22 protein-coding genes and 1 tRNA gene are annotated in these 21,480 nt (G+C 68.5%); 10 read left to right on the forward strand and 13 right to left on the reverse strand.

Features of this window, described 5'->3' with window-relative positions; all coding sequences use genetic code 11:
- Nucleotides 1-61 precede the first annotated feature (61 nt).
- The 4 genes from ACFZA2_RS13855 (at nucleotide 62) to pstB (ending at nucleotide 4,261) form a co-directional block, all read left to right on the forward strand.
- Complete coding sequence (locus tag ACFZA2_RS13855; RefSeq protein ID WP_391405891.1) at nucleotides 62-1,189, forward strand: extracellular solute-binding protein; 1,128 nt, start codon at nucleotides 62-64, stop codon at nucleotides 1,187-1,189.
- A 156-nt stretch (nucleotides 1,190-1,345) separates the two neighbouring features.
- Nucleotides 1,346-2,383, forward strand: coding sequence for a phosphate ABC transporter permease subunit PstC (gene pstC, locus ACFZA2_RS13860; RefSeq protein WP_391405894.1), 1,038 nt, complete (start codon nucleotides 1,346-1,348; stop codon nucleotides 2,381-2,383).
- Entirely contained in the window at nucleotides 2,380-3,462 is a 1,083-nt protein-coding gene (gene pstA / locus ACFZA2_RS13865) for a phosphate ABC transporter permease PstA (protein WP_391405897.1), read from the forward strand. The genes pstC and pstA overlap by 4 nt, the downstream gene beginning before the upstream one ends.
- Nucleotides 3,463-3,481: 19 nt before the next feature.
- The gene (pstB, locus tag ACFZA2_RS13870; protein ID WP_264631205.1) at nucleotides 3,482-4,261 is read left to right on the forward strand and encodes a phosphate ABC transporter ATP-binding protein PstB; all 780 of its coding nucleotides are present in this window, start codon (nucleotides 3,482-3,484) and stop codon (nucleotides 4,259-4,261) included.
- Nucleotides 4,262-4,331: 70 nt separating this feature from the next.
- On the opposite strand, the gene ACFZA2_RS13875 is transcribed toward pstB, so the two are convergent.
- From ACFZA2_RS13875 to sigK, 4 genes are all read right to left on the reverse strand, one after another.
- Nucleotides 4,332-5,216 carry an aminodeoxychorismate lyase gene (locus tag ACFZA2_RS13875; protein WP_391405900.1) on the reverse strand — a complete coding sequence of 295 codons (885 nt, stop codon included), beginning with the start codon at nucleotides 5,214-5,216 and terminating at the stop codon, nucleotides 4,332-4,334.
- 551 nt (nucleotides 5,217-5,767) lie between these two features.
- A complete protein-coding gene (locus tag ACFZA2_RS13880; RefSeq protein WP_391405903.1) occupies nucleotides 5,768-6,406 on the reverse strand; it encodes a DNA-directed RNA polymerase subunit beta in 639 nt (212 codons plus the stop codon).
- 64 nt (nucleotides 6,407-6,470) lie between these two features.
- Nucleotides 6,471-7,283: an anti-sigma factor domain-containing protein gene (locus ACFZA2_RS13885; protein ID WP_391405906.1), complete on the reverse strand. Its 813-nt coding sequence runs from the start codon at nucleotides 7,281-7,283 to the stop codon at nucleotides 6,471-6,473.
- A complete protein-coding gene (gene sigK, locus ACFZA2_RS13890; protein WP_366374899.1) occupies nucleotides 7,280-7,882 on the reverse strand; it encodes an ECF RNA polymerase sigma factor SigK in 603 nt (200 codons plus the stop codon). Before sigK ends, ACFZA2_RS13885 begins: the two co-directional genes overlap by 4 nt.
- 299 nt (nucleotides 7,883-8,181) lie before the next feature.
- Between sigK and ACFZA2_RS13895 the strand changes: the two genes are divergently transcribed.
- Entirely contained in the window at nucleotides 8,182-8,856 is a 675-nt protein-coding gene (locus ACFZA2_RS13895) for a fasciclin domain-containing protein (RefSeq protein WP_363578462.1), read from the forward strand.
- Between the two features lie 110 nt (nucleotides 8,857-8,966).
- Here the strand turns inward: ACFZA2_RS13895 and ACFZA2_RS13900 are convergent, their stop codons facing one another.
- Nucleotides 8,967-9,995: an ABC transporter substrate-binding protein gene (locus ACFZA2_RS13900; protein WP_391405911.1), complete on the reverse strand. Its 1,029-nt coding sequence runs from the start codon at nucleotides 9,993-9,995 to the stop codon at nucleotides 8,967-8,969.
- A gap of 47 nt (nucleotides 9,996-10,042) precedes the next feature.
- On the opposite strand from ACFZA2_RS13900, the gene ACFZA2_RS13905 reads away from it, so the two are divergent.
- From ACFZA2_RS13905 to ACFZA2_RS13915, 3 genes are all read left to right on the forward strand, one after another.
- Nucleotides 10,043-11,095, forward strand: a complete 1,053-nt coding sequence (locus tag ACFZA2_RS13905; RefSeq protein WP_391405914.1) for a FecCD family ABC transporter permease — start codon at nucleotides 10,043-10,045, stop codon at nucleotides 11,093-11,095.
- Nucleotides 11,092-12,090, forward strand: a complete 999-nt coding sequence (locus tag ACFZA2_RS13910; protein WP_391405917.1) for a FecCD family ABC transporter permease — start codon at nucleotides 11,092-11,094, stop codon at nucleotides 12,088-12,090. The genes ACFZA2_RS13905 and ACFZA2_RS13910 overlap by 4 nt, the downstream gene beginning before the upstream one ends.
- A gap of 40 nt (nucleotides 12,091-12,130) precedes the next feature.
- A tRNA-Lys gene (locus ACFZA2_RS13915) sits at nucleotides 12,131-12,206 on the forward strand.
- 145 nt (nucleotides 12,207-12,351) lie between these two features.
- On the opposite strand, the gene ACFZA2_RS13920 is transcribed toward ACFZA2_RS13915, so the two are convergent.
- From ACFZA2_RS13920 to ACFZA2_RS13955, 8 genes are all read right to left on the reverse strand, one after another.
- A complete protein-coding gene (locus ACFZA2_RS13920) occupies nucleotides 12,352-13,545 on the reverse strand; it encodes a low temperature requirement protein A (protein ID WP_391405920.1) in 1,194 nt (397 codons plus the stop codon).
- 93 nt (nucleotides 13,546-13,638) lie between these two features.
- Nucleotides 13,639-14,175 carry a hypothetical protein gene (locus ACFZA2_RS13925; RefSeq protein WP_391405923.1) on the reverse strand — a complete coding sequence of 179 codons (537 nt, stop codon included), beginning with the start codon at nucleotides 14,173-14,175 and terminating at the stop codon, nucleotides 13,639-13,641.
- A 157-nt stretch (nucleotides 14,176-14,332) separates the two neighbouring features.
- Nucleotides 14,333-15,280: a hypothetical protein gene (locus tag ACFZA2_RS13930; RefSeq protein ID WP_391405926.1), complete on the reverse strand. Its 948-nt coding sequence runs from the start codon at nucleotides 15,278-15,280 to the stop codon at nucleotides 14,333-14,335.
- Between the two features lie 137 nt (nucleotides 15,281-15,417).
- Nucleotides 15,418-16,023 carry an ATP-binding cassette domain-containing protein gene (locus ACFZA2_RS13935; RefSeq protein WP_391405929.1) on the reverse strand — a complete coding sequence of 202 codons (606 nt, stop codon included), beginning with the start codon at nucleotides 16,021-16,023 and terminating at the stop codon, nucleotides 15,418-15,420.
- Complete coding sequence (locus tag ACFZA2_RS13940) at nucleotides 16,014-17,057, reverse strand: peptidoglycan-binding protein (protein WP_391405933.1); 1,044 nt, start codon at nucleotides 17,055-17,057, stop codon at nucleotides 16,014-16,016. Before ACFZA2_RS13940 ends, ACFZA2_RS13935 begins: the two co-directional genes overlap by 10 nt.
- Nucleotides 17,058-17,073: 16 nt before the next feature.
- Nucleotides 17,074-17,658 carry a hypothetical protein gene (locus ACFZA2_RS13945; RefSeq protein ID WP_391405936.1) on the reverse strand — a complete coding sequence of 195 codons (585 nt, stop codon included), beginning with the start codon at nucleotides 17,656-17,658 and terminating at the stop codon, nucleotides 17,074-17,076.
- 53 nt (nucleotides 17,659-17,711) lie between these two features.
- Nucleotides 17,712-17,972 (reverse strand): hypothetical protein, encoded by a 261-nt coding sequence (locus ACFZA2_RS13950; protein WP_315994837.1) that lies wholly within the window; start codon nucleotides 17,970-17,972, stop codon nucleotides 17,712-17,714.
- Nucleotides 17,973-18,312: 340 nt separating this feature from the next.
- Nucleotides 18,313-19,254, reverse strand: a complete 942-nt coding sequence (locus ACFZA2_RS13955) for a LysR family transcriptional regulator (protein ID WP_391405940.1) — start codon at nucleotides 19,252-19,254, stop codon at nucleotides 18,313-18,315.
- Nucleotides 19,255-19,374: 120 nt separating this feature from the next.
- Here ACFZA2_RS13955 and ACFZA2_RS13960 point away from each other — a divergent pair, with 120 nt between their 5' ends.
- Nucleotides 19,375-20,358 (forward strand): putative oxygenase MesX, encoded by a 984-nt coding sequence (locus ACFZA2_RS13960; protein ID WP_391405943.1) that lies wholly within the window; start codon nucleotides 19,375-19,377, stop codon nucleotides 20,356-20,358.
- A gap of 20 nt (nucleotides 20,359-20,378) precedes the next feature.
- Nucleotides 20,379-21,407, forward strand: a complete 1,029-nt coding sequence (locus ACFZA2_RS13965) for a methionine synthase (RefSeq protein ID WP_315994840.1) — start codon at nucleotides 20,379-20,381, stop codon at nucleotides 21,405-21,407.
- Nucleotides 21,408-21,480 lie beyond the last annotated feature (73 nt).

Here is a 21,480-nt window from a genome sequence, read left to right on the forward strand (position 1 = left end):
TTACCGTTCCCGACGAACCCTGCACCGGGTTCCGTCCCCAAACATGCGAAGGATTCACATCGTGAAGCTCTCCCGACTCGCCCAGCTGGGCACCGTGGCCGCCGTGGCCTCCCTGACTCTCGCCGGTTGCGCCGGCACCTCGGGCTCCGGCGACGCCGCGGGCTCCTCGGCATCCCCCACGTCGTCCGACGTGGCGTTCAGCATCGATCCGAACCTCTCGGGCACGATCACCGCGGGCGGCTCCAGCGCCCAGTCCAACGCGCAGGCCGCGTGGACGAGCGCCTACAACGCGCAGGCCAAGGGCGTCACGATCAACTACGACAAGTCGCAGGGCTCCGGCGGTGGCGTCACCAACTTCCTGAGCGGCGCGTACGACTTCGCCGGCTCCGACGCCCCCCTCAACGCCGACCAGACCGCGCAGTCCGAGGCCCTGTGCACCGAGGGCGGCGTCAACATCCCCGTCTACCTCGACGGTGTCGCGATCATCTTCAACATCCCCGGTGTCACCGACCTGAAGCTCTCGGGCGAGACCATCGCGAAGATCTTCGCCCTGCAGATCACCGACTGGTCCGACCCGGCCATCACCAAGGACAACGGCACCGCGCTCCCCGCCGGCGCCATCACCACCGTCGCGCGCTCGGACGGCTCGGGCACGACCCAGAACTTCACGAACTACCTCGCCGCGACCCAGTCGTCGGTGTGGACCTCGCCCGCCGGCAAGGACTGGCCGATCGAGGGCAACGTCTCGAAGCAGAAGGGCGGCTCGGGCGTCGTCGAGGCCGTCAAGGCCGGCTCGGGCACGATCGGCTACGCCGACCACTCGGCCATCGGCGACCTCAACGCCGCGTCGATCATCCAGGACGGCACCGCCGTCGCCTACAGCGCCGAGGCCGTCACCGCGACGTTCGAGGCCGCGGCCGTCGACGCCTCCACCGGTGTCACGGGCGACCTGGCGAAGAAGTTCGACTACTCGAAGCTCACGGCCGAGACCTACCCGATCCCGCTCGTGTCGTACGCGATCACCTGCACCACGTTCAAGGACGCCAAGCAGGCCGAGCTCGTGAAGTCGTACCTCGGCTTCGTCACCAGCTCGCTCGGCCAGCAGGTCGCCGCGAAGAACGCCGGCTCGGCGCCGCTGCCCGACTCGGTGCTCGAGGCCGCGGCCGAGACGCTCGCCGCCATCAAGTAAACATCTCTTCGGTTTCGGCCCGGCCCGCACCTCGCGTGCGGGTCGGGCCGGGCTGATCGGAACGGTCGACCCGGGTCGAACGCTCCGCTGAGCCGAATCCTCAGAGAACACCCGACCGAGGAGCACCCATGACCCGTGCCGAGCGTGAGGTCCCCCGTGACTGACACCGTCTCCGACACCGAGACCGCCCCGTCCGCACCGACCGATCCGACCACGTCGACCCCGGCCCGCACGAGCATCGTGGGCAAGCGCCGGGTCGGCGACTCCGTCTTCCTGGGTCTGTCGACCACCGCCGCGGTGTCGATCATGATCATCCTCGCGGGTGTCGCGATCTTCCTCATCCTGCGCGGTCTCCCCGCGATCACGGCCAACTGGAGCGAGGGCGACCTCGCCGGCTACCAGAACGGCCAGTGGTCGAACTTCTGGGAGTACGTCGGCCCGCTGCTCTTCGGCAGCGTGTGGGCGGCCCTGATCGCCATGATCATCGGCACCCCCGTGGCCATCGGCATCGCGCTGTTCATCTCGCACTACGCGCCGCGCCGCATCGCGGGCGCCCTCGGCTACGTCGTCGACCTGCTCGCCGCAGTGCCCTCGATCGTGTTCGGCCTGTGGGGCATCATCGTCATGCGCCCGCTGCTCCTGCCTGTCGGCGAGTTCCTGAACGAGTACCTCGGCTGGATCCCGCTGTTCCAGGGCCCCGTGTCGTCGACCGGCTCCACGATGCTCACCGGTGGGGTGGTGCTCGCGGTGATGATCCTCCCGATCGTCACCTCGATCACCCGTGAGATCTTCCTGCAGACCCCGCGTCTGCACGAAGAAGCCGCACTGGCCCTCGGCGCGACGCGCTGGGAGATGATCCGCCTGTCGGTGTTCCCCTACGCCCGCAGCGGCATGGTCTCGGCCACTCTGCTCGGACTCGGTCGGGCCCTCGGCGAGACCATGGCCATCGCGCTGATCATCTCGCCGAGCCTCATCTACTCGGTGCTGCTGCTGACCGACGGTTACAACTCGCAGACCATCGCGGCCAACATCGCGCTGAACTTCCCCATCGCGACCGACCTGCAGCGCTCGGCGCTCATCGGCACCGGTCTGATGCTGTTCGTCATCTCGCTGGCGGTCAACATGTTCGCCCGCTACATCATCGGCGCGACGGGCCCCGGCGCCAAGGGTCGCAAGAAGGGCAAGCGCTCATGACCGTCACGGCTCCCTCCGCGCCGCTGGCCCTCACCAGCGGCCAGCTGCCCCGCTTCATCGAGCCGATGGTGCTCGCGGGTGTCGCGATCGTCGTCGCCGGCCTGCAGTTCCTGTTCGGCGGCTTCAACCTCGCGGCGTGGCTCATCCTCACCGCGCTTCTGTACCTGATCGCCATCGGCATCGGCTCGGCCATCGTCGAGAACCGCCGCAAGGCCGTCGACCGGGTCATCCGCGGCCTCGTCACGGCGGCCTTCCTGCTCGCCGTGGCGCCCCTCATCTCGACGCTCTACACGGTCGTGTCCAAGGGCCTCGCCGTGGTGAACCTGCCGTTCATCACACAGGTCGGCGGCTCGGCATTCGACCCCGACACCCTCGAGGTCGTGGCGACCGCGGGTGCCTGGCAGGCGATCACCGGAACGCTCATCATCACGGGGATCGCCGCCCTCATCTCGGTCCCGATCGGCATCCTCGCGGCCGTCTACCTGGTCGAGTACGCCCAGCCGAACAACCCGCTGCGCCGCGCGATCACCTTCCTCGTCGACGTCATGACGGGCATCCCCTCCATCGTCGCCGGTCTGTTCGCGTTCTCGCTCTTCAGCCTGATCGTCGGCCCGAAGGCGTTCAGCGGGTTCTCGGCATCCATCGCCCTGTCGGTGCTGATGATCCCGATCGTGATCCGCTCCACCGAGGAGATGCTGCGTCTGGTTCCCGCCGACCTGCGCGAGGCGTCCCTCGCGCTGGGTGTGCCGCGTTCGGCGACCATCATCAAGGTCGTGCTGCGCACGGCCGCCTCGGGCATCATCACCGGTGTCGTGCTCGCGGTGGCCCGCGTCGTCGGCGAGACCGCTCCGATCTTCATCGCGGCGAGCTTCACCGACAACTTCAACGCCAATCCGTTCGAAGGCCCGATGCAGACGCTGCCCGTCATGGCGTACACCGCGTACAGCTTCCCCGGGCAGGACATCGACGCGTCGCAGGCCAACGCCTGGGGCGCCGCGTTCCTCCTCGTCGTCCTCGTCGTCATCTTCAACCTGATCGCCCGTATCGTGGCGGCGGTGTTCGCGCCCAAGGCGCGCTGAGCCCAGAAAGGCACCTCTCGTGTCCAAGAGCATCGAGGTCCAGGACCTCAACGTCTACTACAGCGACTTCCTCGCGGTCGAGGGCGTCTCGATCGACATCGAGCCCCGCTCCGTCACCGCCTTCATCGGTCCCTCCGGCTGCGGCAAGTCCACGTTCCTGCGGACGCTCAACCGCATGCACGAGGTCATCCCCGGTGGTCACGTCAAAGGCCGCGTGCTCATCGACGGCGACGACCTCTACGGACCGGGCGTCGACCCCGTCCTCGTCCGTCGTCACGTGGGCATGGTCTTCCAGCGCCCGAACCCGTTCCCCACGATGTCGATCCGCGAAAACGTCCTCGCCGGCGCGCGCCTGAACAACAAGCGCCTGTCGAAGAGCGACGGCGACGCGCTCGTCGAGAAGTCGCTGCAGGGCGCCAACCTCTGGAACGAGGTCAAGGACCGCCTCGACAAGCCCGGCGGCGGCCTCTCGGGCGGTCAGCAGCAGCGCCTGTGCATCGCCCGCGCGATCGCCGTCTCCCCCGACGTCCTGCTGATGGACGAGCCCTGCTCGGCCCTCGACCCGATCTCGACCTTCGCGATCGAGGAACTCATCTCCGAGCTGAAGAACGAGTACACGATCGTCATCGTCACGCACAACATGCAGCAGGCGTCTCGCGTGAGCGACAAGACCGCCTTCTTCAACATCGCGGGTACCGGCAAGCCCGGCAAGCTCATCGAGTACAACGACACCTCCACGATCTTCACGGCACCCACCGTGCAGGCCACCGAGGACTACGTCTCGGGACGCTTCGGATAAGCACTCGCCCCCCGCGAGCACGAAGGCCCCCGCTGTTGCGGGGGCCTTCGTCGTTCTCGAACGGGACGGATCAGTCGCGTCGACCGAGCAGGAAGGTGTTCAGCTCATCGGTGAGCCCCCGGTCGACGGCGACGGCGCGGCCGTCGACGGCGGAGAGGGGAGCCGCCAGGCGCACGCTCGATAGGAGCCACGCGGCATCCGCCCGCGACAGGTCGGCGACGGGGACGTTCTTGTAAACGGTGTCGACGCCGCGTCGCTCGAGGTGCGCGAACACGCTCAGCTGCGTCGTGCCGTGCAGGATCCCGGCGCTCGGCGACGGAGTGACGAACCGGCCGTCGATGCGGAGGAGAAGGGAGGCCGTGGGCGCCTCGAGGAGGTACCCGTCGGTCGTGACGAACACGGCGTCGTCAGCGCCCCGTCGCTTCGCCTCGCGGATCGCGGCCATGTTCACGGCGTACGAGAGCGTCTTGGCGCCGAGGAGCAGCCAGGGCGCGCGAGCGGGCACGCCGAGGGGGTATCCGCGATCGAGCGTCACGACGCGAACGCCGTCGCGTCGGGCCGCGGAGTTGTCGGGGGCCGTCGCCAGAGTGACCCAGGCGGTCGGTGTCGAATCGCCTTCGATGCCGCGACTCAGGATGAGCTTGATGACGCTCTCCCCCGGCCCCGCCTCGGCGCTGACGCGTTGGATCGCCGCGCGCCACTGCGCGAGATCGGGTGCCGGCAGATCGCACAGGGATGCCGAGTGCGCGAGTCGTTCGAGGTGCGGGCCGACCTCGTGCGGGCGGCCGTCGACGACGCCGATGGACTCGAAGACGCCGTCGCCACGCTGCGCGCTCAGCTCGCCGAGCTCGAGTGCGGGTGCGGTCGGGTCGATCACGCGGAGCGTGCTTCGCAGATCGCCGCCCTTCTCGAGGGATGCCACGGGGTCGATCATGAGAGCGAAGCGCAGAGCCATGACGTGAGCCTACGGGGAGACCCCGACACGCCCGGGTCTTGTCAACGGGGGTCGCGGAGGGAATGTCTCGGGGGCCGCCTTGTTACACTTTTCTGGCCGGGCCGCAGTAACCCCGGGCTCCATCTTCTGCCGCTCTGAGCGGCCTTGCGCCGAGAGGCGTTCTGCGGTCCGGCACTTATCTGCTCCGGCGTTCCTCATCGATGCGGCGTACAGTCCTCCCGCCCGTCGACCGCCTCGTTCCGTCCCGACCGCCGCGCTCTCCCACGCGCCCGTGCCCCGCGCCTGTGCCCCGCGCCCTCCTGGGTCGAGTGTCCACGACACGCCGCGACCGGCGCGTGCCTTCGGCGTGTCCTGGACACGCAACGGATGACGAGGCGGTCGCGTGGCCCAATGCCGGCCTCTGCGCCGCGCGGCTCCCGAAGCAGGAGGCCCGCGGCATCCCGTGACGAGTGTCCAGGACACGCCGCGTCCCCCGAGTGGATGCGGCGTGTCTTGGACACTCGAGGAGAAAAGGGGCCGGGTTGCGCGGAAGGGAGGCGGGGCGGGGCGGCTCAGGTGAGGGCGTCGCGGCGCCAGAGCGACGCGGATGCCGACAGGTCGTCGGCGTAGGTCGCGAGGCGCAGCGCGCGGGTGGTGAGCGCCGTCGCGCGCTCCGACTCGGTGTTCTCGTAGTCGTCGGCCAGATGCGTCGATCCGGCAGCCTGGACGCGGCAGAAGGCGGCGGCACGGTCGAGAGCCACCGCGAAATCGCCCTCGAAAAGACCGCGGAGGATGGTGTCGATGAGCTGCACGAGCTCCTCCGGGCCGGCCGGGGCGGGCGCTCCCGCGACCACCGCATCGACGGTGGCGATCTCCACCCGTCCCCGCTCGTACAGCAGCGCCGCCGTTGCCGCATCGTCGTGGATCATCAGCTGCAAGAGGTAGAGACGCCACAGGGCGCCGGGGAGCGACCGGGCAGGCGAGCGCGACCAGAGTTCGGCGATGTCGTCGATCCCGTGATCGTCGGTGAAGGCGACGAGGCGTTCCACCACGTCCACGCTCGGGTCGGCGCGAACCCGCGACAGCAGCGCCTGAGCCGTGCTGTGGGCGACGCGCGACACCTCGGCGGGATCCTCCGCCGAGAACAGGCGGTCGAAGAGTTCGGCGGGACGCCGGACCGGCTTGTGGAATTCGCGGGGTGAGTCGCTCATCATTCCAGGCTAGAGCGTGCCCCGCCGCGGGCGGGCCGCCGACGACCCGCTCACCGGTCGTGGATCACGCCGTGGCGACGGCGACGACCGGAGCAGTGCTGGGCGTTCCGTCGGGCGACCCGCCCGCCGGCTCGATCGTCACGGCGATGACATCGCCGCTGTGCATCTCGCCCTGCAGGACCGCCGTGGCCTTGCCATCGGCATCCGGTTCGAAGGTGCCCGCGGCGATCGGCGTCTCGCCGCGCACGAACCACAGCTCGTAGGTCTTCCCCTGCTCGGGGGCCGGCATGCCGTCGGTGACCAGAACGCTCTGCCCCGTCGACGGCGACCAGTGCGCGGTCGCCACGGTGCCATCGGGCATCGTCGCGGTCGCCGACTGCGCGTCAGGGGCGTCTTCGATCTGCTGGAGGGCCACGACGGCGGCCGGCGGAGCGAAGATCTGGCTGACGGTCACAGCGCCGAAGCCGAGCACGAGCACGGCCGCGAACGAGGCCGCGAGCGTGAACCACCGACGCGGTCCCCATCCGGATGCTGCGGACGGACCGACGGTGACGCTTTCGCGCTCGGGTGCGACCGGAGCGGCACCCACGGCCGCGAAGTCCTCCTCATCGAGACGCGAGGAGGACTCGTCGACCGGTGAGGCCGAGTCCTGCGGGAGCTCCGAGATACGCGCGAACAGGGACGCGCGGACGGAGGGTGGGGGCTCGACAGGCTCGACGGAGGCGCTGATCGCCGTCACGATGTCGCTCGCGTCGCGCACGTGGTGGTCCCAATGCGGGTTTCCCGCCAAAGCCTCCTGGTACGCGCGCTCATCTGCCTCTGACAACGCGTTCAACGCGTGTCCGACGGCGAGGTCGGCGAAATCCCTCTCGTTCACTTGTCCACCCCCATTTCCATTCTCAAGCGCGACAACCCGTCGCGCATTCTGGTCTTGACCGTTCCGAGCGGCGCCCCGACGAGGGTTGCGATCTCACTTTGGCTGTACCCGCCGAAATAGGCGAGCGTGAGGGCTTCCTTCTGGGCGTCGGGAAGCGCCGCCAATGCATCGACGACGCGCCGCCCTTCCATCTTCAGTTCTACTCTCTCGGAGACATCGTCATAAGCGACGTCCATATCGCGGAATCCCGCGCGCACATCTCGATCCGTACTCGACTGCGACGACCGGACCCGGTCCACCGCTCGCCGGTGCGCGATCGTGAGCACCCACGATCTTCCCTGACCTCTGTTCGGAGTGAACCGTGAAGCGGATTGCCAGACTTCGAGGAAGACCTCCTGCAGGACCTCCTCGCTCTGGGCACGGTCGACGAGCACGCGCAGGATCAGACCGAAGGCCCGCGCGGAGAGAGCGTCATACACGCCCGCGAATGCGGCACGGTCGCCGGCGGCGACGCGCATCAGAAGGGCGCCGATCTGGTCGACCGATCCCGTCCCGTCGTCGGGGAGGTCGAAGCCGTCGATCACCATGTCATCCATCATTGCCTACCGGCCTGGAGAGTCCCACGCATACGCGCGCGCGTCGCGGTTGAGCTAGGGAGGGCGGGAACGAACCCCCACGGGGTGCTCGAAAAATATTCGGAAGAATATTTACTCAACTCTGATCTGGGCTTTTCCTTCAAATGGGGCGGCATTTCGGGGTCCGCGCGCAACATTCCGCAATCCGATCCCCGGGGGGTCCCGAAGACCCTGTGTAAGCCGCTCCACGGCGAACCGCCCCTCGCACCGGGGTGTCCCTGCCGGGTCGCAGACCGCGATCCGAACGATTTCGGAGGAATGTCATGCTCACCAACAAGAAGCCTGTCGTCGCCGGTCTCGCCCTCGTTCTGGGTTCGGCCTTCGCTCTCACCGCATGTTCGGGTGGCACCACCTCGGGCAGCACCGCCGAGGAGAGCTCGTCCGCTCCCTCGATGGCCGCTTCGCCCTCCGCGTCGGCATCGTCGTCGATGATGGACCCGGCCGCCAACCTCGTGGGCCCCGGTTGCGCCGACTACGCCGCCGCCGTTCCCTCGGGCGCCGGTTCGGTCGAGGGCATGGCCGCTGACCCGGTCGCCGTCGCCGCGTCGAACAACCCCCTCCTCACCACGCTCACCGCGGCCGTCAGCGGCCAGCTGAACCCCAACGTGAACCTGGTCGACACCCTCAACGGCGGCGAGTTCACCGTCTTCGCTCCGGTCGACGACGCCTTCGCGAAGATCGACGCCGCGACGATCGACTCGCTGAAGACCGACACCGACACCCTGACCAAGATCCTCACGTACCACGTGGTTCCCGGCCAGATCGCGCCCGACGAGATCGACGGCACGCACACCACCGTCGAGGGCCAGGACGTCACCGTCGCCGGCTCCGGCGACGCGATCACGGTCAACGGCTCGACCAACGTCATCTGCGGTGGCGTCCAGACCGCCAACGCGACCGTGTACCTCATCGACTCGGTGCTGATGCCCCCGATGTAAGTCCTCGGAGCGTGAGCGATCACGCTTCCGACCGATCGACGACCGATCGGACCTGACGGCGAGCGCCGGACCCCAGGCGAGGGGGTCCGGCGCTCGCTTTCGTCTGCCGGTCAGCCGGCGCCGACCTCGCTGATGATCTCGTCCTGCACGAGCCGGGCCGCCGTGGGTCCGGCATTCATGAACCACGGGTCGTAGTCCACCGGTACGGCCCGCCCGTCGGTGACCGCTCCGAGCGTCGTCCACAGCGGAGCGCTCTCGATGAACGCGACGCCCTCCCCCGTGCCCGCGTAGAACACGTGGTCGGCGTCGGCGAGATCGATCTGCTCCGCGCTGATCTCCTGCGACGTCTCGTCGAACTGCTGCGACGAGGGGCGACCGAGGCCGAGATCCTGTGCGAGACCGCCGGCGAAAGACGGCACTCCCATGATGCGCGTGCGGTCACCCGTCGACTGCAGGAACGACACGGTCGTCGCTTCCGCCTCGCGTCCGGCGGCGAACGCCGCGCTGTCACCCTGGAGCGAGTCGAGAACGCCCCGCGCCGCGCCCTCGTCGCCGAGCGCGTCGGCGATGAGGAGGAAGTCGCTCTTCCAGTTGACCCCGTTTCCCTTGGTGACGACCGTCGGCGCGATCGCCGACAGAGCGTCGTAGAGCTCGGCGCCGCGCGTGGCGTTGACGAGGATGAGCTCGGGGGCGGCTTGCGCGATCGCCTCGAGGTCGGGCTCCGTGCGCTGGCCGATGTCGGTCATGGCGTCCAGGGCCGCGGCATCCTGGGGGAAAGCCTCGCGAAGGTACGCGGGCACGAGTCCGCTGTTCTCGGCGCGGGTGGCGGCGGTGGGCACCCGGCCCAGAGTGAGCAGGGCGTCGAGCTGGCCCGTCGACACCACGGCGATGCGGGTGGGGGCCGCGGGGATCTCGGTCACACCCGCGAAGTGGGTCACCGAGCGGGGGAAGACCCCGTCGCCCTCGGTCGAGCCCATCCCGGGCTCGAGGTCGCGCGCGACGACCCACTCCCCGGTCGAACCGGCTTCGGAGTCGATGGATGCCGCGGGGGCGGCCGTTCCGGCACACCCGGTGAGGGCCAGGATGGTCGCCGCGGCAAGGACGCCGAGCAGGCGTCGGGGACGGAAACGGTCGGTCACGGACGAAGAACGAAAGACGATCACCCAGTTAGGTTATCCTTACCTGTGTGCCCGACGTGACCGCCGCCGTGCTCCCGACGGCCGTCGCGGAGCGCGTGATCGCGCGGCGTCGTCGCGCACGCGCGCGCGCCCTCGTCCTCACGCTCGTGATGCTCGGGGCCGTGGCCATGCTGGTGATCGCGAGTCTCGCCATCGGCTCTCGCCCTCTCGCCCCCGGCGATGTCGTCGCCGCCCTCTTCTCGGATCGGCGGAATGCCGCGGGCGTCATCGTGCACGAGCTGCGAGCGCCGCGGACGCTCACGGCACTGCTGACGGGCGCGTGCCTCGGCGTGGCCGGAGTGCTCATGCAGGCCGTGACGCGCAACCCCCTCGCCGATCCGGGCCTGCTGGGCGTGAACGCGGGGGCCGCGGTGGGAGTGGTCACCGCGATCGCCTTCTTCGGCGTCGGCACGGCGAGCGGATACGTGTGGTTCGCCTTCGCGGGGGCCGCGGGTGCGGCGGTGCTGGTGACGGCCGCAGCACGATCGGGTCGGCGCGGCGACACCGTGGGTCTCGTGCTGGCGGGGGTGGCGCTGAGCGCGTGCCTCGGGGCGCTCGTGCGCATCATCACGCTCGTGGACGACGACACCTTCGAGTCCTTCCGCTTCTGGGCGGTCGGCTCATTCGAGCGCCGGGATCCCGACGTCGCCCTGCAGTTGCTGCCGTTCGCCCTCGCAGGTGTGATCCTCGCCGTCATCGTCTCGCGCGGTCTCGATCAGCTCCGCCTCGGCGCCGACCTGGCGCGCGCGCTCGGGGTGTCCCCCGTCCTCGTGGTCCTCGGCGCGGGCGCGGCCATCACGTTGCTGTGCGCGACGGCCACCTCCGCCGCGGGACCGCTCGCATTCATCGGACTGCTCGTCGCTCATCTCGTGCGCGGGATCGGCGGCGTCGGCGTCCGCTCGTCGCTTCCGGTCGCCGCGGTGACCGGCGCCGCCCTCACGGTCGCGAGCGACGTCATCGGGAGGGTCATCGCTCCCCCCGGGGAGATCGAGGCCGGGATCGTCGCCGCGTTCCTGGGCGCCCCGCTCCTGCTGTGGCTCGTCATCCGGAGGGCCTCGTGAGCTCCGTCGCGGCCGTCGCCCGACGACGTCGATACGCCCTGGTCACGGCGGCGATCGTCACCGTCGCCCTCGGCTCCGCCCTCGTGGGGGTGACCACGGGGTCCTTCCAGACGTCGCTGGACGATGTGGCGTCCGTCTTCTCCGGCGGCGCCGATGCGCGCACGAGCGTCGTGGTGCTCGGGCTGCGCGTGCCCCGCGTGCTCGCGGCGCTGCTGATCGGCACGGCACTGGGTCTGGCGGGCGCCGTCTTCCAGACTCTCGCCCGCAACCCGCTGGCGAGCCCCGACATCGTCGGCTTCACGGCCGGCTCGGCCACCGGCGCGCTCGTCGGCCTGATCGTCGTGGCGCCCACGGCGTCGCCGGCCGCGGGGGCGTGGATGGGCGGACTGCTCACAGTGGCCGTCGTCATGCTCATCGCGCGCAGCGTCGGCGTCTCCCGCGAACGCACGATCCTGGCCGGCATCGCCCTGTCGATGCTGCTGGCCGCGGTGAACGACTACCTGCTGACGCGCGCGCCGATCGAGATCGCCCGCAACGCCGACCAGTGGCTCCACGGCAGCCTCGCCGCCACCTCGATGGATGACGTCGCCCTGCTCGCCGGGGCGATCGGCATCCTGAGTGTCGTGCTCGTCCTGCGCCGGCGCGATCTGCGCGCCCTCGAACTCGGCGACGACACCGCCCGATCGCTGGGGGTGCGCACCCCGCGGGTGCGGCTCGTGCTGCTCGTCGTCGCCGCACTGCTGACCGGCACGGCGACCGCGGTGTCGGGTCCGATCGGCTTCGTCGCCCTCGCGGCTCCCCAGCTCGCCCGGCGCCTCTTCGGCACGAGCGGAATCCCGTTGCTCGGGTCGGCCCTGACCGGCGCGGCCGTCCTCGTGATCGCCGACGTCGTCGCGCAGCGCGCGCTCGCGCCGCTGCAGATCCCCGTCGGTCTCCTCACCGGCGTCGTCGGCGGGGCCTATCTGTTCTGGATCGTCGCGCGCTCGCGCCGGTGAGCACGTCGGGCTCGGGCGTCCCGGTAGGCTGGAGTCATCAGGGCCTGTAGCTCAGTTGGCAGAGCATCGGACTTTTAATCCGCGGGTCGAGGGTTCGAGCCCCTCCGGGCCCACCATGTCATCGTTCCTCGAGTATCGACCTCGACGATGTTCAGGCGAGTCGCGACGTGCGAGCGCTTCACACCGCCCCCGCTCCGAGGGGCGGTTTGTTTTCGCGCGCACGAACTCTTCGTCCACTGAAAGCGGCTGGCGAACGGCGAGTCATCCCCCCGCCCTCCTTCCGCGACGTATCCGCTCGACGGTCTCCCCCGCTGCCACGCCCACGAGAAGGACCGCGGCCGCGATCGACAGCCTGAGCGCGTCGAAGAGCGGGAGGAAGAAGGCCATCCCCGCGAGAGAGACCAGACCGACGAGGCCGACCAGCTGAGCTCGCGACCACCGTCTTTCGAGAGTGCGCCGGAAGAGCGCGGTGCCGGCGAGGAACAGCATGGGCGCGCCGACGATGACGATCGTCGCGGAGACACTCCGCTGGTCGGGATGCGAGAGCATCTCTTTGTCGCCCACGCTCATCAGGACGATTCCCGCGATGATCGGGAGATGCACCCAGGTGTACGCGGTGCGGGCGAGTCGGGCCGGTTCGTCCGACGCCTCGATCGCCTCCGCACCGATGCGCTCGCCGTGGTCGAAGTAGATCCACCATGCGGCCGCGGCGGTGACGAAGGCCGTCACCAGCGACGCGACCGACGACGCCGACGACTCCTTCTCGACGAAGGCGAGGCCGGTGATGAGCAACCCCTCGCCGACGGCGATGAGGACGAAGAGCGAGGTCCGTTCGGCGATGTGAGGGCCGGACAGATCCCACGATCGAAGAAGCACTTTTCCTCGACCCGGTATCGGGTACCCGAGGGTCGTACCGAGCAGTTCGAGAGCGAGAGCCGCGGTCCACAACGGCAGCTGCCACGCATGCGGCAGCACGGCGCCGACGATCCAGAGGGCGCCGCCCGCGGCGGTCCACCCGAGGATCAGAGCGAAATCGTGCGCCACCCGCCGGTCGTGGCGCGCCGTCGCCCACACGATGAACGCCGTTCGACCGACCTGGAGGACGACGTAGGAGAGCGCGAACGCCCACGCCCGATCACCGAACGCTTCAGCGATCGACACGCTCATCACGAGCGCGACGAAACCCAGTGCGACCACCGCGCCCCGAACGGGGAGCTTCACCGGGTCGAGCCAGTTGGTCACCCACGTGGTCGACACCCACGCCCACCACAGGGCGCACACCATGATGATGCCCTCGAAAGCGCCGAGCGGAGTCTGGTTCTCGTACAGGTAGGCCGACAGCTGCGTCAGCGCCAGGACGAACATCAGGTCGAAGAACAGCTCGACGTAGGTCACCCGATCCGCGCGCGAGGAGTCCGAGGGACGGAGGACGTCGCGGGCCATACCGAATGCCATGCCCCATCCTGACACCGGTGCAGGGGGCTCAGGCGGATCTCCGAGGCCGGTCGTGACGGGCCCACCTCCCACGGTGGGGCCTCACCGGCCGCCTCACCCGCCCGGGCAGTCGCAGGTCCCGCCACTGGCGCACTGGCACGGCAGCGACGGGTAGTCCTCCGCGGTCACCGTGCGGCGCACGTCGAGTCCGTCGATCGACTCCGGCTCCCCGTAGCGCGCGTAGTCGATGACGTCGGCGACATCGGCGAGACCGTGGCCGGCGCCGTCGGTGCAGTCGGAGGCGAGGGTGTGGATCTTCCGCTCACCGGCAGGGAAACGCAGCTCGAAGCAGACGGGCGCGCTGCGCTGGTCGTAGAAGAGTCCACCGCCCGTCTCGACCCCCGCCGAGGTCGCGAGAATCAGAGACGTTCCGTCATCGGATGTCGCGAGACCGAGGAGCTTGTACAACCCCCCGGCCGGGACGACGGCGGGGTCGGCGTACGCGGGTCGCACATCGGAGACGAATCCGATCCGGGCGATCGTCGCCTCCGGGTCGGAGACGATGTCGGCGCGAAACGGCCAGAAGGTGTCCTGCGCCCCGTCCACCGAGCGCGCGAGCGCATCCTCCAGCTCCGCCTCCGGCGAGGGCATCACCCCGCACCCCGCCGCCAGCAACGCAGACAGGCCGATGGCCACCGAACAGATACCGCGTCGTGCTCCCCCGTGCATGCGGGTCAGTGTGCCGCATCCCGCATCACCGCAGCGGCATGCGGGTACCCCGCGGCGTGACCAGAGACACCGGCCCTCCTCAACGCTCACGAAAGTAGGAGAGAGCGCGACCTGCATCGATCGACGCGACCCCCAGCAGTGCACCGCAGAACGCGCCGGCCATTCCCACGGCTGCTGAGAACAGGGAGAACTCCATCGCCGGCGAGAACGCGCCCCTCGCCTGCACCGCGGATAGCGCAGACGTGACCACGAGCGAGACCGCCGACGACACCGTCAGCCAGGTACTCGACTCGAGAAGCAGCATGACGCATTGATCAGCGGGGCGGATGCCGATCAGTCGAGCGGCAGCCAGTTCCACACGCCTGGATCGCACGGCGAAGAAGCCGAGCGATGCCCCCAGAACCACGAGCGATCCCGGGACAAGCACGCTGGCACGTCCGCGATACTTCGCTTCGCCATCGAAGCTCATTCCCATCGACGCGTTGAGCTGACCTACCGTCGGGGGGCCCTGACCCGCGTCGTCTCCTCCCACCACCGTCGAACTGGCTATGGACTGGATGCGGGGCGACTCCGGCCACACGTCCACCCAACATTGATCGAAGACCCCCGAGACGGGAGCCGTGTCGATGGCGGCATAGCCGAGAATCGCCCTCCGACCGTCGTCCGGATAGGCGAAGGTGCCTGTCAGATGAGCTTCGCCCGTCACGAGCTCCAACCTGGACCTGTCTGCACCGAGGGCTCTCGCCGCCTCTGCGGACAGGAAGACACCATATGCGTCACCCGTATCGGGCCGCAGCATGGGGAGGAGGCCGGGGGTGACATCGAAGGTGGGAAGCTCGACCCCCGGCGTGATGGTCGGCGTGATCTGTCGCGCGGCGGACCGCAGCGCGCCGGCCTGACGGACATTGGGTAGATTCGCGAGATTCGCGCACCGCAAGCCGTCGACGCGACCGGCGGCTTCGACCACGATGATGTTGGCGCCCGCGTCACGGTATGTCGCCGACGCAGCGAGGAGATCGGCGGTCACTGCCGCGTTCCATGCCAAGACGACCGAGAGCAACACGCACCAAACAGCGCCGAGAAGGACCGCTCGGGTCGTTCCCGACACCAGGTTTCGCCCCGCTTCGGAACACAGCACTCTCGGCCGGATCGTCGACCCGTCTCTCACGATTGATACCCCGCCAAGTCCAGGACGTCGGTGCAGGAGTCTCGCGTACCCGCATCGTGCGTGGCGATGACCACGATGCATCCTCGTTCCGCCAGGCGTCCCAAGAAGTCGTTCACAACGGCGGCCGTTCGCACGTCGAGTTGCGCGGTGGGCTCGTCGACCAGCAGAACGCCGGGCGCTGCGGCGATGGCACGCGCCAGCATCAGACGCTGCGCTTCCCCTCCCGAGAGGTGGCGAAACCGTTCCTCAGCCACGGAGCCCAAAGCGAATTGCTCGAGGAGATCCCGCGCCTTGCCCTCGGCCTCGGCGCGACTGTCGCCACGAGCAAGAAATGCCAATGCGACGTGATCGAGGGCGCGTCTTCCCGGGACCCCGTGGGGATTCTGAAACACCCAGTTCGACGTGGTCGACCTCGCACGGACGACACGCCCGCGGGTCGGTTCGAGATTCCCGGACAGGATGTTCAAGAGGGTGCTCTTCCCGGCACCCGACGGGCCCACGACGGCATAGGTTCGGCCCGGGATCAACTCCACACTGATCGCCGAGAAGAGAGCACGTCCCGTCTCGTATTCATGGCCGACGTCGTCGAGAATCAGGGACATGTCTGCTGATCGTCAGGGGCGATGAGGACCTCCGAGGGGCTCCCCGACGCGAAACTCATCAACGTGTAACCCAGCTCGCTCGTCAGGATCTCTCCTTCGTACGTCTGCACGCCGTCTGAGACGCACCCCTTTCCCGTGCGCGTGCCGAAAATGGCCGACGGAGGGATCCGAGAAACCCGGACCGGGGTCGTTAGCTGGACGTCACCCTTGAGTACAACCGTCTTTGGATCCGCCACGTACGCCTCGAAAGAGGGCGTCTCCGAGATCTCCGGCCACGACTGTCGATCGACATTCCCCTGCTCATCGACTGCCGCCGAGATGCCGTCGATGACGACGGTCCGCGGCAGGTCAGGCATGACGACCGGCAGAGTGCCAATCCCCAACGCGGACAGGCGAGGCGGGAGCTCCGCCACGACGTCACCCGGATGGACCACGCTTCCCACGGGGACGGGGCAGCTCGCGCCGGTCACCGACTCTTCGGGGAGCCAGACGATATCGGACGGTGCGATCTCGGTGACAAGGGGAGCATCTGACGCGATCGCGCGCCGCAGACCGTTGAAGAACGCGATGGTCTGCGGCCCCACGACCCCATCGATCGCTCCGCGAAACCCGAGGCTCGCGAACGAGCGCTGGAGCTCGCGGACGTCTCCCCCCTTCGCATCGGCGCCGAGCGGCCGCCATAGCGGATGCGGGGTGGACAGATCGATGAGCGGCGTGCCGTCGACGGCGAAGACCGAGTCGCCGCTGACAATTGCCGCCTCGGGCGCACAAGAACTCGAGGTCACGATCCCGCTCGTCTGAACGAGCACCCTCGAGCTGGTGTGGAGCGAGACCTCCATCACCACGGTGTGCCGGTCGGAGAAGTCATCCACCTGAACGTCGTAGCGTTCCACCGCGAACGGGGGCGCAAGGTCGGTAGGTACGGAAAGCCTGCCCTGCACGTATCCGACCGCCGCCCCACAGCCGACCAGAAGGGTCAGCGCGCCAACGAGGATGACGACCCGCTGGCGCTTCTCCGCTGATCGGCTCTTCATGACTCGATCGCACCTCCTACGGCGCACCCATGACGCCCAACGGATCTTGGACACATCGTTGGACGTCATCTGCCGACCAATCCACTCCCGTTTGGTCCGCCAGATCTTTGGCATATTGCGCCACGGTGTAGGCGACGGCGACGATGTGGTGCCGTTTGAAGCACTCGACCACGATGAGGGATTCGTCTTTGCGCTCGGGATTCCGTCGGATCTGCTCGTAGAGCATCGCGACCGATCCGACGGTCTTCTTCTCACACCCGGGCACCGCGTCGGTCGTCACCTGAGCCTCCGTGAGCTTCCCGTCAGCCCGGACGGAAAACCCGCCATCGGGATCGAGCACGACCGAGACACCGAGGTCCTCCAGGCAGCGGGTGAAATCGTTGCGAAGACCGGCGTACTCGGTGTCGGTGATGATGCCGTCGGCGAGGATGTCCCTCTGTGCGGATGTCGTGTCGGGATTCTCAAAGATGCGTGTGAACCAGTCCGACCACGGTCCGTGGAATGGGGGAGAGGTCGCGACGCGTGGCGGCTCGCCCCGATCACTCGACGCACCTGCGTTCGTATCCGGATCGGCGCACGCCGAGAGGACACTGACGCACACCAATCCAATGAGTACCGCCCGAAGAAGCGACCGCTCCCGCACAGCAGGGTTTCTCACACCGTGTGGAAGGCGTAGGTGTACCACACCACGTTCGCGTAGCTCGCGCTCTGCCACGACGTCTGGCCCGTGGGCGCCCAGCGCGCGTAATGGATTGTGCTGCCCTCCTTCACCTGGCTCTGAACGACCTTGTTTGCACAGAATGACGTGCTGTTGACAGCTCGGGACTCGGAGTAATACCCGCACGAGCCGTTGTCCGCGAAAGCGGCGGGAGCGGCGACGAGAGTCGCTCCACTCACTGCGATTGCGATGGTCATCGCGGCCGCGATTCTCGTCGTTGGCTTGATCATGATCGTCCCTCTCCTCCGTTGATGGCGGACGACGTCGAGCCGTCCACGCGCTCAGAGAAGCACCGGAGGACCATGCGGTGCACGGAATGCGTGCTGCGTCATGCGAAGGTGAAGCCAGCGAGCCTGTCCACTCTCCCGCGCTGGGCACGAGCTGCACATGCGCCTGAATGAGGAGGCGCGCCGCGACGGATCACCCATCTCATCGATCCCGCAGGAGCGGAGATTCGCCCGCCTCGACCACTTCCCGCACAACCGGCGTCCCGGCGCGGAGGTCCTCCCGCATGCGGCGCCAGCCGAAGCCCGCCTCTCAGTCGAGCAGCTCCACCCCGAACTCCGCGACGACCGCGCGCACCTCGCCGAGGTAACGCTGCGCCTGCTCGGTGAGGGGGATGGCGGTGCGGTCGATCCAGCCGATCTCGATCTGCTCGTCGACGTCGAGGGGCACGGCGACGATCTCGGGATCGAGATCGTCGCTGATGATGCCGGTCGAGATCGTGTAGCCGTCGAGACCGATCATGAGGTTGAAGATGGTCGCGCGGTCGGACACGCGGATCTCCTGCCGGCTCGACAGCGTCGAGAGGATCTCCTCGGCGAAGTAGAAGGAGTTGTTCGCGCCCTGGTCGAAGGTCAGGCGCGGGAGGTCGACGAGGTCGTCGAGGGTCGCGCGCGAACGGGATGCCAGGGGGTTGCGGCGCGAGACGAAGATGTGGGGAGCCGCGACGAACAGCGGATGGAAGGCCAGTCCCGAGTCGCGCAGCAGCTTGTCGAGCACGTTGCGGTTGAAGTCGTTGCGGAACAGGATGCCGAGCTCGCTGCGGAGGGTCCGGACATCTTCGATGATGTCGAACGTGCGCGTCTCGCGGAGGGAGAACTCGTACTCGGCGGCATCCGTCGCCTTCACCATGCGCACGAACGCGTCGACGACGAACGAGTAGTGCTGCGCCGAGACGCCCAGCAGGCGCCGGGAGGGAGGGCGGCCGAGGTAGCGCTGCTCGAGGAGCTCGGCCTGCTCCACCACCTGCCGGGCGTAGCCGAGGAACTCCACGCCGTCGTTGGTCAGTGTGATTCCCCGGGCCGAGCGCGTGAGCAGGTCGCGGCCGACCCGCGTCTCGAGGTCTTTCATCGCGGCCGACATGGTGGGCTGTGCCACGTAGAGCAGATCGGCGGCGGCGGAGATGGACCCCTCGGCCGCGACCTCGATGAAGTACTGCAGCTGCTGCAGGGTGATCCCGCTCGCGCGTTTTGCCATAGGTACAAGCTATATCAGTGCATAGTCGACGGGAATTACCCGATGACCCGGGGGTCGGCGCACGATGGAGGACACCACCGTCCGCGGGCTCATCCGGCCCCCGCACCCGATTGGCCCGTCATGGCGAACGACATCGCGTTCAGCATCACCACCACCCGTTTCGACGAGGACTACGCTCCGGCCGAGTCCTCGCGCGTCACGACGAACTTCGCCAACCTCGCGCGGGGTGAGGGCCGACAGCAGAACCTCCGCAACGCCCTGTCGATGATGAACCACCGTCTGAACGAGCTCGTGCCCGGCGAGGCCGACCGGTACCGCGTCGAGCTCGACATCGTCTCGGTGCACCTGCGCTTCGCAGACGGGGCCGATGACGAGGAGTTCCCCGTCATCGAGGTGCTCGACGTGAGCATCGTTGACACGCGTACCGGCGAGCGCCACCGCGGCATCGTCGGCAACAACTTCTCGTCGTACCTCCGCGACTACGACTTCAGCGTCGTCCTGCCTGCGGCGAATGCCGGCGGCGCCGGGTTCACGGTGCCGGAGGACTTCGGCATCCTGCACGGGAAGATCTTCCAGCACTTCCTCGACTCCGACGCCTACCGCGAGCGCTTCGCACAGGCTCCGGTGATCTGCATCAGCGTCTCGACGAGCCGCACCTACCGGCGCACGGGGGTCGTGCACCCCGTGCTCGGCGTCGAGTACGAGCAGGACTCCTTCTCGCTGACCGACGACTACTTCGGCCGTATGGGCCTGCAGGTGCGGTACTTCATGCCGCGCGGCAGCGTGGCACCGCTGGCGTTCTACTTCCGCGACGACCTGACTGCGGAGTACTCCGACCTGCAGCTCGCGGGCACGATCGCCACGATGGAGACGTTCCAGAAGATCTACCGCCCGGAGATCTACAACGCCGTCAGCCCCGCGGGCGAGGTGTACCGCCCGACCCTCGACGAGCCCGACTTCGTGCGCACCGGCATCGACTACGACCGCGAGGAGCGCAGCCAGCTCGCCGTGACGCAGGGCCGCTACGCCGAGGAGCACTTCGTGAAGCCCCACCGTCACATCCTCGACGCGTGGGCCGCCGACTACGCCGCACCCGTCCGATGACCACCGAAGGATCCGCCGCCGTGACCACGCTCCTGCCCACCTCGACCGTCGGCAGCCTCCCGAAACCCGCTTGGCTCGCCAAGCCCGAGGTGCTCTGGTCACCGTGGGAACTCGAGGGCGACGTCCTCGTCGAGGGCAAGCACGACGCCCTCCGCTCGGCGGTGCAGGAGCAGGAGCGCCGCGGCCTCGACATCATCAGCGACGGAGAGCAGACGCGCCAGCACTTCGTGACCACGTTCATCGAGAACCTCGACGGCGTGGACTTCGAGAACCGCGAGACGGTGCGCATCCGCAACCGCTACGACGCGAGCGTTCCGACCGTCGTCGGCGCCGTGAGCCGTCGCGGTCCGGTCTTCGTGGAGGATGCCGCGTTCCTGCGCGCGCAGACCGACCGGCCGATCAAGTGGGCTCTGCCCGGTCCCATGACGATGATCGACACCCTCTCCGACCGCTACTACGGCAGCCGCGAGAAGCTCGCGTGGGAGTTCGCCACCATCCTGAACGACGAGGCGCGCGAGCTCGAGGCCGCCGGCGTCGACATCATCCAGTTCGACGAGCCGGCCTTCAACGTCTTCTTCGACGAGATGAAGGACTGGGGTGTCGCCGCCCTCGAGCGCGCCGCCGAGGGACTGCGCGCCGAGACGGCCGTGCACATCTGCTACGGATACGGCATCAAGGCGAACACCGACTGGAAGGCCACGCTCGGTTCCGAGTGGCGCCAGTACGAGGAGTCGTTCCCCCTGCTGCAGCGCTCGAGCATCGACATCGTCTCGCTCGAGAGCCACCACTCGAACGTGCCGATCGATCTCGTCGAGCTGGTCCGCGGCAAGAAGGTCATGCTCGGCGCCCTCGACGTCGCCAGCGAGCGCATCGAGACGCCCGAAGAGGTCGCCGACACCCTCCGCCGCGCCCTGGAGTTCGTGGATGCCGACAAGCTCATCCCCAGCTCCAACTGCGGCATGGCGCCGCTACCGCGCCGCGTCGCCTTCGACAAGGTCAGCGCGCTGACCGCGGGAGCCGCACTCCTGCGCGAGGAGCTCGCGGGCTGATTCCGCGACGGGTCGGGAGGCCACGGCATCCCGACCCGTCTTCGATCGCCCCACGCGGAGCCGGTTCCGTCGC

It is taken from the genome of Microbacterium sp. NPDC007973, from assembly GCF_042958465.1.
GTDB classification, from domain to species: Bacteria; Actinomycetota; Actinomycetes; order Actinomycetales; family Microbacteriaceae; genus Microbacterium; species Microbacterium galbum.